At 66.2% G+C, this 12,005-nt stretch carries 10 protein-coding genes; 4 read left to right on the forward strand and 6 right to left on the reverse strand.

Annotated features, from left to right (window positions below; all coding sequences use genetic code 11):
* Nucleotides 1-23 precede the first annotated feature (23 nt).
* Together VMD50_RS13280 and VMD50_RS13285 are read right to left on the reverse strand one after the other, a co-directional pair.
* Entirely contained in the window at nucleotides 24-263 is a 240-nt protein-coding gene (locus tag VMD50_RS13280; RefSeq protein ID WP_325428204.1) for a hypothetical protein, read from the reverse strand.
* A gap of 53 nt (nucleotides 264-316) precedes the next feature.
* The gene (locus VMD50_RS13285; RefSeq protein ID WP_325428205.1) at nucleotides 317-532 is read right to left on the reverse strand and encodes an acyl carrier protein; all 216 of its coding nucleotides are present in this window, start codon (nucleotides 530-532) and stop codon (nucleotides 317-319) included.
* A 240-nt stretch (nucleotides 533-772) separates the two neighbouring features.
* Here VMD50_RS13285 and VMD50_RS13290 point away from each other — a divergent pair, with 240 nt between their 5' ends.
* Complete coding sequence (locus VMD50_RS13290; RefSeq protein WP_325428206.1) at nucleotides 773-3,694, forward strand: aminotransferase class I/II-fold pyridoxal phosphate-dependent enzyme; 2,922 nt, start codon at nucleotides 773-775, stop codon at nucleotides 3,692-3,694.
* Nucleotides 3,695-3,986: 292 nt separating this feature from the next.
* On the forward strand, nucleotides 3,987-4,715 hold the full coding sequence (locus VMD50_RS13295) for a hypothetical protein (RefSeq protein WP_325428207.1): 729 nt from the start codon (nucleotides 3,987-3,989) through the stop codon (nucleotides 4,713-4,715).
* Nucleotides 4,716-4,739: 24 nt separating this feature from the next.
* Here VMD50_RS13295 and VMD50_RS13300 read toward each other — a convergent pair whose 3' ends face one another.
* Nucleotides 4,740-5,972 (reverse strand): MFS transporter, encoded by a 1,233-nt coding sequence (locus VMD50_RS13300; RefSeq protein ID WP_325428208.1) that lies wholly within the window; start codon nucleotides 5,970-5,972, stop codon nucleotides 4,740-4,742.
* A 224-nt stretch (nucleotides 5,973-6,196) separates the two neighbouring features.
* Here VMD50_RS13300 and VMD50_RS13305 point away from each other — a divergent pair, with 224 nt between their 5' ends.
* Nucleotides 6,197-6,478, forward strand: coding sequence for a hypothetical protein (locus VMD50_RS13305; protein ID WP_325428209.1), 282 nt, complete (start codon nucleotides 6,197-6,199; stop codon nucleotides 6,476-6,478).
* A gap of 53 nt (nucleotides 6,479-6,531) precedes the next feature.
* Here VMD50_RS13305 and ctaD read toward each other — a convergent pair whose 3' ends face one another.
* A complete protein-coding gene (gene ctaD / locus VMD50_RS13310) occupies nucleotides 6,532-8,268 on the reverse strand; it encodes an aa3-type cytochrome oxidase subunit I (protein ID WP_325428210.1) in 1,737 nt (578 codons plus the stop codon).
* A gap of 244 nt (nucleotides 8,269-8,512) precedes the next feature.
* On the opposite strand from ctaD, the gene VMD50_RS13315 reads away from it, so the two are divergent.
* Nucleotides 8,513-9,763, forward strand: coding sequence for a cytochrome P450 (locus VMD50_RS13315; RefSeq protein WP_325428211.1), 1,251 nt, complete (start codon nucleotides 8,513-8,515; stop codon nucleotides 9,761-9,763).
* Nucleotides 9,764-9,776: 13 nt separating this feature from the next.
* On the opposite strand, the gene VMD50_RS13320 is transcribed toward VMD50_RS13315, so the two are convergent.
* Together VMD50_RS13320 and VMD50_RS13325 are read right to left on the reverse strand one after the other, a co-directional pair.
* Complete coding sequence (locus VMD50_RS13320) at nucleotides 9,777-10,724, reverse strand: NAD(P)/FAD-dependent oxidoreductase (RefSeq protein WP_325428212.1); 948 nt, start codon at nucleotides 10,722-10,724, stop codon at nucleotides 9,777-9,779.
* Nucleotides 10,725-10,746: 22 nt separating this feature from the next.
* Nucleotides 10,747-11,964 (reverse strand): GNAT family N-acetyltransferase, encoded by a 1,218-nt coding sequence (locus tag VMD50_RS13325; RefSeq protein ID WP_325428213.1) that lies wholly within the window; start codon nucleotides 11,962-11,964, stop codon nucleotides 10,747-10,749.
* Nucleotides 11,965-12,005 lie beyond the last annotated feature (41 nt).

Genomic DNA, 12,005 nt, shown 5'->3' on the forward strand with positions numbered 1-12,005 from the left:
GGTGACCCGGGGGCGGCCGTGTCTTACTCCGAGTGCCGCGTCGGACTCTGCGCAGATTCCCATTTCGAAGCGAGCGACCTCTTGACCGTGGTGCCGGATGGCAGGTCGATCTGGAAGGTTTCACCTGCGTCGCCCTCGAGCGTGACGAGGTGTCGCCCGTCGGTGAAGTCCTTTAATACCACCTTGTGCGGCTGTTCGTCGACGGCGATGATATCGCCGGGCGCGACGTCGTCGATTCGGTCGTTACCGGAAACTTCAGTCATGCCTTCGACGGTAGCCGGTTGCGGCGCAGCCCAGTCCGGCGCCGGACACGCTGCTATTCGGTCATCTGCACCAGGAACTCGTGGCACCGTTGCGCACGCTTGGAATCCTCCGCCATCACGTCTTCGAAGAACGACGCGATGGCGTCGAGCCCCGCGTTCTTCGCGTCGCGCACATACTGGCCGTAATCGTGCCCGGCCTTCAGCGAGTGGTACTGCACCGAAACGAGGTCGAAGGTCACGTCGTCGAAGCCGGTTTCCCCTGTCGCCACCGGAATCCTCCTTGGTCCGTCACTGCGTCACCACGGGCCTACCCGTGTTGGCGCGGCTAAACCGGCGAGCGGCGACGCTCCCGGGGAGCCGGTACAGACGCCCGTTACCGTCGTCTAGCCGGCCTGTCACCTGACGGACGCGCATTGTTTGCCCGCGGGCAACCGGCGGGCGGATTGGGTCTGCAAACCTTGACCGACGCTCCGAGACCGGGAGTCGCCGCGAAACAGGGAAGGGCGGCCATGACGGAACACTTGCGCGCTTACAACAGTCTGTGGCAGGTCCGCAGCGACTCGTGGTGCCGATTGGAGGAGGCCGCCGACCGGCTGACGCGCCCCACCACCGAGGGAGAGTTGAAAGCGAAGTGCATCAGCACCTGCCAGGAATTGCTCACCCGGCTGAGCGCTCTCGAGCCCTACTGGGCCTACCCCGGATCGCCGCAATTCGCGCGCGTCCAAAGGCTTTTCGCCGCCGGTAGCTATGACAAGTTCGCGCAAGCCCTGGTGCAGATCAATCGTGCGCTGACCACCGAGTCGTACCGCTCGGGCGACGTGGAGAACGCCGGAGCCGACGACCTCGACATGTTCCCGTCCGATCCGCGTCAGCTCGTTGAACATCAACCGGCCACGCAGCGCGACCGCCCGTATTTCGAGGTGCTCGTCGTCGAGAAGATGACCGAGGACCAGGAACGGGCGCTGCGCAACGAGGTCCGCAAGTGGCGGCGCCCCGACGACGAATTCGTCTACGAGCTCGTCGTGGTGTCCAGCGGCGACGAGGCGCTCATCGCGGCACGGCTCAACGTCAACTTGCAGGCGGTGGTGATCCGGCGGCGCTTTTCGCACCAATCGACCCGGGACCTGTCGGCGCTGGCGGAGTTCGTCGATACCGGGGTCTCGCACGAGTTGGCGGATCACCAGTCGCCCGAGGAACGCGCCCGGATCCTCGCGGTTTCACTGGCGAAATTGCGGCCCGAACTCGACCTGTACCTGATGACCGAAATCGAGGTGGAGGACATCGCCGGCCGGCTCGGCCAGTACTTCCGCCGGGTCTTTCACGCTCGCGAAGGCATGCTGGAACTGCACCTGTCGATCCTCCAGGGCGTGGCGGCGCGCTACCGCACCCCGTTTTTCAGCGCGCTCAAGCAATACAGCCACCGGCCCACGGGCGTCTTTCACGCCCTGCCGATTTCGCAGGGCAAGTCGATCGTCAACTCGCACTGGATCAGGGACATGGTCGGCTTCTACGGCCTGGACGTGTTCATGGCCGAGACGTCGGCGACCTGCGGCGGCCTCGATTCGCTGCTCGAGCCGACGGGGCCGCTGCGCGAAGCGCAGCAGCTCGCGGCCCAGGCCTATGGGTCGCGCCACACCTACTTCGTCACCAACGGAACGTCGACGGCCAACAAGATCGTCACCCAGGCGTTGGTGGCACCCGGCGACATCGTGCTGCTGGACCGCAACTGCCACCAGTCGCATCACTACGGGATGATGCTTGCCGGCGCGAATGTCGTCTACCTCGAGGCGTATCCGCTCAACGACTACTCGATGTACGGCGCGGTGCCGTTGCGCGAGATCAAGTCGAAGTTGTTGGCGCTCAAGCGCGCCGGCAAACTCGACCGCGTCAAGATGATGTCGCTGACCAACTGCACCTTCGACGGCATCGTCTACGACGTCGAGCGGGTCATGGAGGAGTGCCTGGCCATCAAGCCCGACCTGGTGTTCCTGTGGGACGAGGCATGGTTCGCCTTCGCCCGCTTCCACCCGGTCTACCGGACCCGCACCGCCATGGCCTCGGCGCGGGCGCTGCGGGAGCGGCTGGCCGATCCGGACTACCAGCAGCGCTTCGAGGAGCAGCTGGCGGCCGGCCCGGCCGGCGACGACGATCTGCCGGACCGTCGCCTCATTCCCGACCCGGCACGGGCCCGGGTGCGGGTGTATGCCACCCAGTCGACGCACAAGACGCTCACCGCGTTGCGGCAGGGATCGATGATCCACGTCTTCGATCAGGACTTCGACCAGAAGGTGGCGGAGCCGTTCCACGAGGCCTACATGGCGCACACCTCGACCTCGCCCAACTACCAGATCCTCGCGTCACTGGACCTCGGCCGCCGGCAGGTGGCGTTGGAAGGTGTTGAACTGGTGCAGCGGCAGATCGAAAACGCGATGCAGCTGCGCGACGCGATCGACAACCACCCGCTGCTGAGCAAGTACATGCGGTGCCTTCGTACTTCGGATCTGATCCCGGAGGATTACCGCCCGTCCGCCATCGCGCAGCCGCTGCGCTCGGGTCTGCGCAACATGATGGCGGCCTGGGATCAGGACGAGTTCGTGCTCGATCCGTCGAGAATCACGCTGTTCATCGGGCCCACCGGCTACGACGGAGACACGTTCAAGCGCCAGCAGTTGATGGACCGCTACGGGATTCAGATCAACAAGACGTCGCGCAACAGCGTGCTTTTCATGACCAACATCGGCACCACACGCAGCTCCGTCGCGTTTCTGGTGGAAGTCCTGGTCAACATCGCCCGCGAGCTGGACCAGGACATTTCCGAGATGAGCCTCGGTGAGCGGGAACACTTCGCCCGGGCCGTTTATCGGCTTACCGAAATGCCTTTGCCCCTGCCCGATTTCAGCGGCTTTCACCCGGCGTTTTTGGATCACGGCGGAAGCGAGGCGACGCCCGAGGGCGATGTCCGACGGGCGTTCTATCTCTCCTACGACGACACCAATTGCGAATACCTCACCGGCGAGCAGATTCTTGAACGGCTGGACGCCGGAGTCGACATCGTGTCGGCGACGTATGTCACGCCCTACCCGCCGGGATTTCCGGTCCTGGTTCCGGGCCAGGTGTTCAGCCGGGCGATACTGCAGTTCATGCGCGACCTGGATACCCCCGAAATCCACGGCTACCTGCCGAATTTCGGCTATCGCGTGTACACGGAGAAGGCCATCGAGATGGTCGGCGCGTCGATAGGGTTGACGACGCAGAACGGTCACGGGCCGGCGGCGACCGCGGACGAGCCGGCACCGCAGAAGGCCCCGAAGAAGAAGCCGGCCAAGCGCGGAGGGTCCAACGGCGAGGGGAACGTCCCCGAAGTCGGTCAGGACGAGCTGATCGGCCAGCAGTACCCCGGTGACGCGGTGCACCCCGACACGGGTTCCTAGTGCAGTGGGACGTGTCAATCCATCCGCAGGTGTTCTCAGGTCTCGACGGTACCCACCGAACCACACATACCGGGCCATTCGACGGACGTCGTCGGGCATCTTCGTACGTCTTCATCGCGGCTGTCCGTCGCGTCGCGACCCGCGATGATCCACTTGTCGTAGCATGTGTTTCATCGCCGTCAGAAGCGGCCATGGCGAGCCGGAAAGGAGCGACTCCGCGCACTCATTCTGAGAGTCTGTAGCCGTCTGCGACCCCGAGCCCTCAAGGCGAAACTCGTAGGAAGCAATTCAAATGGACCTCGACCGCATCACCCACCCGTTAAGACTCGCCAGGGGATCCCACCAGCCGGGGTCTGGCAAAGGGTGTGCAATGAATGCGATTTCATACATCAACGGCGACGAGCACGTCACCGACTTCCCGTCGACTTCGGCCCGCCCGCTCGCTTCCTTCGTCCAGTTATGCAACGACCTGCTTGCGAGGCCCGACGGCTATCTGTCGCCGGAAGACAGCCTTCTGGTCCTCGACCTGGGTTGGCTAACCGTGGGAACCTCCGATGTTGCCGACGCCGTCGTGCACGCATGGGTGGCCAAGCTGTTGGTCAGCCCTCCGTGGGGCGTCATTCGATACGCCGATAATGTTGCGGCCGAGGCGATCTCCGACATCGCCGAGCTACATCACAAGCTCGCCCCCGGCGAGATGCCGCCGATCGCCGAGTGGGACGGCGCCGCCCAAGCCGCGCGCGCGGTCGCTACGACGCCGCTCACCGCCGAAAGGTACGCTCTGCGGGCCGCATACCAATCGACCGCACTCGTTGAGGCCGACGATTGGGACACGCTGGATGCCGTAACCGGCAACGCCCTGAAAGCGCACAGACTGGCGAACGGGGATACCGGAGTCGCCCGTATCGTGGAGGTCACGCGCAACGCCATCCGCTCCTGGCGTCGTCTCGCCGGATTGAGCGTGGTCAGCAACACCCCACTACCGGTCGCCGCCGGGCGACGCAAAAGCGCGGCGGCGTAAGACGTGTGAGCTCCTGAATCAGTGCTAGCGGTGAATATCTCGGCGCAGGCGCACGGCTCGAATCACCGCTGTTCCCAACGCAACCAACGCCATGGTGGCGAGGATGAAGGCCGAGAGCGCAGGCCCGACTGTGGTCAATATCAGGGGCAGACCGAAGCCGATGTAAGTCACCACATAGAACGCTCCGACGAGCGCACCCCGCAGGCGTTGCGGCGCAGCGGCTTCGAGATCGATCAAGCCCTCGCGCAAACAAAGTCCGGATGCGCACCCCAGAACCAAGAAAAGCGACAGGCCCAGCGGCAGCGACATGCTCGCCGGCGCCACCGCGGTTACCGCGTAGCCGAGCGCGGCCAGCACTGCACCGGCGGAGCCGGCGTGCGGCCCCCATCGGAGCGCGCGGGCGACTACTTGAACGAGTCCGCTGACGCCGTTGACCATCAGCGTGGCGGTGCCCGCGGCCAGAGGAGCCGCCAGCCCGGTGTGCACCCGGCTGGGGATCGTGATGAACCCCAGGGTCGCCGAGGCGAACACCCACGGGGCCAGCGGCATGGCCCAACTCAGCGCCCACGCGGTACCGCGCCGCGCCGCCGCCGACGGCTCCCAGTTATGCGCCGCTACCCGCGCGGTCTCGCTTCCGCGCCGCACCGCCAGGACCGAGAACACCATCGCCGCCACGACAAGCGCGGCGGCCAGCCCGAACGAGCACCGAATGCCGGGTTGTCCGGCCCGCGCGATCACACCCGCGGCGAACGGGCCGACGGCGAAGCCGGCGAGCAATACCGCTCCGGCGGTGCCTGCTCCGGCGGGGCCTTTCAGATCGGAGGCCCATGCGGTGCAGGAACTCATCAACAGACCCACACCGATTCCCACGACCAGACGCCCCGCCAGCAGCACGTCGGGTTGCTGCGACAGCAGCATCGCGAAAGTTCCCACTAGCGTGGCCGTCGCGCCCGTGAGCGCCACCGCCTGACGCCCGAGCGCATCGGACAGACGCCCGCCGATGAGCAGTCCGGGCAGCAATCCCAGCGCGTAGATCGCGAAGATCGCGTCGAGCCGGGCCGCGTCGAGGTGTTGGCGATCGCTGATCAAGGGCATCAAAGCGACGAAGTGGTTGGCGACCCAACCCGTCGACAGCAACAGCGCCAGGACACCGACGAACGTCGCTTGCGCCGCGCGCGGGTCGGAGCGCTCGTCCAGCGTGACCACGGCCGCTCCCGGGCCGCTGGTCAGGTCGGTCGACCCTTTCGACGAGAGCATGGCTTCTCCTCCCCCTGGGGTCTCCGAACGCAGGCGGCCGACGAAACGTATTGGACAAAGCCGCCTACGAAGTTATTCCCGCTGAGCCGCAAGATGCACAGGCTTCCGCCACGCCCTTACACCTCGGCCCTGCAAACGCGCGGCTCGCCGCTGCAAAGCTCAAGTGAGGTTTGAAATCACCCGGTTTGGTGTACAGATACCCCACTGCGACACCAGGAGGGCAAATGATGAAGCAAATTGCTGCGGCAACGGTTGCCGTCGCCGCACTGCTGTCCGGCGCGTGTTCTGCCTCACAGGTGATCAACACCGGCGGCGACACCAAATGCAAGGACTTCACCACGCAGGACGAAAAGAAGCAGAACGACGAGGTCAGCAAGATGCTCAAGGACAAGAGCGGCGCCGACCCGACCGGCGTGGAGATCTCGGCCACGCGTTTGTCGGCCACGACCTGGTGCCAAACGCTGGGCAAGCCGAACTCCAAGATCTCCGAGGCTCCCCACGGCTGACGGGCGTATCTTCGCGTCGACGCCGATCTCGATCAAGCGTTATCGCCACGCGCCTATAGCGGCGGCACCGGCTCCGCTTCCGCAGCTACGGTCTCGGTTCGTCGGCGGCTGACGTGCGCTTCGGCCCGCAACCGTTCCACCATGTGCGGGTAGTGCAGCTCGAAAGCCGGCCGCTCCGAACGGATCCGGGGCAATTCGGTGAAGTTGTGCCGCGGCGGGGGGCAGCTGGTGGCCCATTCCAGCGAGTTGCCGTGGCCCCAGGGGTCGTCGACCAGCACCGGTTCGCCGTAGCGCCAACTCTTGAACACGTTCCACACGAACGGCAACACCGAGACACCGAGAATGAACGCCCCGGTGGTGGAGACCATGTTGAGCGTTTGGAACCCGTCGGTGGGCAGGTAGTCGGCGTAGCGGCGCGGCATCCCCGAGTTGCCCAGCCAGTGCTGCACCAGAAACGTCGTGTGGAAGCCGATGAAGGTCAGCCAGAAGTGCAGCTTGGCCAGCCTCTCGTCGAGCAGGCGCCCGGTCATCTTCGGGAACCAGAAGTAGATGCCCGCATAGGTGGCGAACACGATCGTGCCGAACAGCGTGTAGTGGAAATGCGCGACCACGAAATAGGTGTCGCTGATGTGGAAGTCGAGCGGCGGGCTGGCGAGCATGACGCCGGTAAGCCCGCCGAGCAGGAAGGTGGTCAGGAAGCCGAACGCGAACAGCATCGGTGATTCGAACGTCAACTGACCCTTCCACATGGTGCCGATCCAGTTGAAGAATTTGATGCCGGTGGGCACCGCGATCAGGAAAGTCATGAAAGAAAAGAACGGCAGCAGCACGGCGCCGGTGGCGTACATGTGGTGGGCCCACACCGCCACCGACAGCGCGGCGATCGACAGCGTCGCGTAAACCAGCGTGCTGTAGCCGAAGATCGGCTTCCGGGCGAACACCGGGATGATCTCGGAGATGATGCCGAAGAACGGCAGCGCGATGACATACACCTCCGGATGCCCGAAGAACCAGAACAAATGCTGGAAGAGGATCACGCCGCCGTTGGCCGGATCGTAGACGTGCGCGCCGAGGCGGCGGTCGGCGGCCAGGCCGAACAGCGCGGCGGTCAACAGCGGAAAGACAATCAGCACAAGGACACTGGTGACCAGGATGTTCCAGGTGAAGATCGGCATCCGGAACATGGTCATGCCCGGGGCGCGCATGCAGACGACGGTGGTGATCATGTTGACCGCCCCCAGGATGGTGCCCAGGCCACCGACGGCCAGACCCAGAATCCATAGGTCCCCTCCCGGGCCGGGACTGTGGGCGGCGTTCGACAGCGGCGTGTAGGCGGTCCATCCGAAATCGGCGGGGCCGCCGGGAACGATGAAGCCGCTCAAAGCGATCAGCGCTCCGAAGACGAACAGCCAGAACGACAGTGCGTTGAGGCGGGGGAAGGCCACGTCGGGCGCCCCGATCTGGAGGGGCAGCACCAGGTTGGCGAACCCGAAGACCACCGGGGTCGCGTAAAACAGCAACATGGCCGTGCCGTGCATGGTGAACAGCTGGTTGTACTGCTCGTTGGACAGAAATTGCAGTCCCGGGGCCGCGAGCTCGAGCCGGATCAACAGCGCCATCAGGCCGGCGATGAAAAAGAAGATGAAGCAGGCGACCATGTACATGATGCCGATCATCTTGTGGTCGGTCGTGCTGATGACCTTGTAGAGGAGGCTGCCCTTCGGGCCCGTGCGCGCCGGAAACGGCCGGCGAGCCTCGAGGTGGGCGGCGGGCGGTGCTTCAGCGGTCACGGGGCTACCTCCACAGGCCTGGCAAACTGGCCGTCCAAGTATTCCGAGGCGGCATTCGGCGGACCTAGGGCCGAACGTCCCTAACTTCCTGCGGATTCTGCGTTCTGCCGCGCAGGAAGGGAAGCCTTCCCAATGTTCGCAGCCAACTTCGGGACCATCGTGCGGTGTGGTGTTGACTGCCGGCCCCACGAAAGACGAACATCAAGCGACGCGGCGATCAGCAACCGCACCCTAGGAGAACCGCATGGGCACCCGGATCATGGACGAGGCCGCACGGGTTCTGGCGGACCCGTCGGCTTACGCCGACGAGCAGCGCCTACACGAGGCGCTGACCTACTTACGGGCCCACGCCCCGGTCTCCTGGGTCGATGTCGAGGGTTACAAGCCGTTCTGGGCGATCACCAAGCACGCCGACGTCATGAACATCGAGCGGCAGAACGACTTGTTCACCAACTATCCGCGCCCGCTGCTGATGGTCTCCGAGGGTGAAGACGTGCTGCGCGCCCAGATGGAGGCTGGCATCGGCCTGCGCACGCTGATCCACATGGACGACCCCCACCACCGCGACATGCGAAAGATCGGCGCCGACTGGTTCAGGCCGAAGGTGATGCGGGACTTGAAGTGTCGCGTCGACGAGCTGGCCGAGATCTACGTCGACAAGATGGTCCAGAAGGGGCCCGAGTGCGACTTCGTCCAGGAGGTCGCCGTCAACTATCCGCTGTATGTCATCCTGTCGCTGCTGGGTCTGCCGGAGTCCGACTTCCCGCGCATGCTCAAGCTCACTCAGGAGATGTTCGGCGGTGACGATACCGAGTTCCAGCGGGGCAACTCCACCGAGGACATGCTGGCCGTGTTGCTGGACTTCTTCGACTACTTTGCCGCGCTCACCGCGTCGCGCCGCGAGCATCCGACCGAGGACCTGGCCTCGGCGATCGCCAACGCCACGATCAACGGTGAGCCGTTGTCGGACATGGATACCGCCTCCTACTACGTGATCGTGGCCAGCGCGGGCCACGACACCACCAGCGCCGGGATCGCCGGTGGCATGCTGGCGCTGCTGGAGAATCCCGGCGAGCTGGCGCGGCTGCAAAAGGACATGGGCCTGATGGGCACCGCGGTCGAGGAGATGATCCGCTGGGTGGTGCCGGTCAAGGAGTTCATGCGGACCGCGCAGGCCGACACCGAGGTGCGCGGGGTGCCGATCGCGAAGGGGGAATCGGTTCTGCTGTCGTATGTTTCGGCCAACCGGGACGAGGACGTGTTCACCGACCCGTTCGGGTTCGACGTCGGGCGCGATCCCAACAAGCACCTGTCGTTCGGCTACGGGGTGCATTTCTGCCTGGGCGCCGCTTTGGCGCGGATGGAGATCAACAGCTTCTTCTCCGAGCTGGTCCCGCGAATCGAGTCGATCGAGCTGGCCGGCGATCCGGAGCTGATGGCCACCACCTTCGTCGGCGGCCTCAAGCATCTGCCGATTCGCTACTCGCTGAAGTGAATTCGTATGTCGATCACGTAACGGCCAGCTCGTTGGGCAGCTCATCTTTCAGCACCGCCTGTGCGAGCAGCTCGCCGAGCAGAGGCCCGAACTTCATGAGGTTGCTGCCGACGAACGCGACGACGCGGCCGCGGCGCGCAACGGTCCAGCCGTCGCCCCCGGAATCCAGCCAGGGGGCGTGAACCGTGACGCAGTCGATCTGACTCACGGGTATCAGCGTCGGGAACAGCGCGCGCACGGTCGCGGGGTCCGGCGTCTCCTGCCCGAACGCCCAGCGGCCCGTGCTGCCCAGCGGCAACCCGTAGCCCTCGGGCGCCGACAGGCACGGCGCGCCGGTCGCGTCGGCGCCCTCGTAGGTGAACCGGGTGTGCGGGGCGAATTCGACGCCGAGCGGGCCGAACAGCGCGGGTGTTCGGATACCCGCGCAAATGAGCACGCGGTCCGCCCGCACCACGGTGCCGTCCGCGAGCGTCGACGCGGCGTCGTCGCCGACAGACACCACGTCGCCGCGCCTGACGACGACGCGCCGGGCCAAGGCGTCGAGCGCGCGGCGGATGCGCAGGCTGCCGCCGAGCGGATCCAGCACACCGGCCTCCCACGGCGGGGCGGCGAACGGGATCCGCGTGGCGATATCGGAGCGGTCCAGCCAGCCGAATGCCGCGCCGGCCTCCGTCATCGCCGCGGCGGTCGCCTCGCAGGCGCCGGCGGTGATGAACCCCTCCGGGCCCAGCAGCCGGCCGACACCTAGCTCGGACTCCCAGCGCCGCCAGCCATCGCGGGCCCGCATCGCGAGTGTGCACAATGTCGGGCGCCGGTGCGCGATGCGGAAAATCCGTGCCAAACCGGCGGATTGCTCACCGAACGGCTCGCCACGTTCGTACACGACGACGTCCTGGCCGCGCCGCGACAGCTCGTAGGCGGCGGCCAGCCCGCATATCCCGGCCCCGACGATCACGATCACGTTCACTCCACCCCCGGCGCCATCAGAAGAAGAATCCCGCGTGCGGTGCCTCGGCCACCGCGAACAACCGATCGGCGACGGCCAGCGCCGCCGGATCGTCGGTGCCGGCGAGTCCGGCCGCGGCGAGACTGCGCCAAGTGGTGCCGCCGAGCAGAACCGCGGCGAGCCCCTCGATACCGGCGTGCAGCCGGGCGGGCCGCTCCGTCGGTTGCGCGTCGTCGCCCGACACGGTGAAGCTGCGCGAATTATTCGGCAGGAGAGGGTCTTTCACCGTGATGGTGAGCGTGCCGTCCCCGGCGTATCGGCGCGTTGCCAGCGCCGCTTCGGCGTCGATGACACGAAGCCACGTTTCGTCGCGCACCGCGGTCACCCGCACGGCTCGCCGATCCACCAGCAACCAGGGCAGCGGATCGTCGACGGGCAGCATCCAGAACACCACACGATCGATGAGATCGAGCCCGAGCAAAAAGCGCAGCAGTCCGAGGTAGGCGTCGCGGGTGGGCGCGAAGAAATCCTCGACCGCGATGGTGCGCTGGTCGCTGACGAACCACGCCTCGGTGTCGACGGGACGGTAGCGGGCGAAACCGGACTCGGACCCCGGCTCACCGTGCACGGCCACATACGAAGGGCCCGGGGAGGATTCGGCCCGCAGCCGCAGGGCCCGCCACCACACCTGCGGGCGGTCGATGGTTCCGGGACGGGACGGACGGTGGGCGGCATAGATCCGGGGCAGGACGTCCCACGCCTCACCTGTGTCCAGCAGTCGCACCGGGCCGCCGGTTCCCACGTCGGGACGCAACGCCGCCCGCGCCGTCCGGACCTCAACCGTCTGCGACAAACTCGCGACCCCGTAGCCGTACCGCTCATAGATCGTCGCCTCCGAGGCGCGCAGCGTCGCGACCACCTCCCCCCGCGCGGCGAAGTCGCGCAGCTGATGGCGGATCAGCTCGGTGGCGATGCCTTTGCGGGTGAACGACGGCAGCACCCCGATGTGTGTCACGGCGGCATGACCGACGACCGCCCCGCCGGGCAGCGTGAGCCCGCTCGTCACGGCGTCGGCCGTGCCGACCAGCTGACCGCCGGCGAAGGCGCCGACCGTGCGGCCGGGTTCGAGCAGCTTGCTGATCTGGCCGGGCGCCAGGTTCGACAGCGGCGGGAACCCGACCATCGCGGCGCGGAACACGTTGGCCGCGGCGATCAGCTCGTCCTCGCTGCCGAGGATGCGGATGTCGGTGCTCATGCCGCCATCATGTCGGGTGGCCCCGGCGGCGGTTCCGGCGC

The sequence above is a fragment of the Mycobacterium sp. genome (genome assembly GCF_035506235.1).
Taxonomy (GTDB): Bacteria; Actinomycetota; Actinomycetes; order Mycobacteriales; family Mycobacteriaceae; genus Mycobacterium.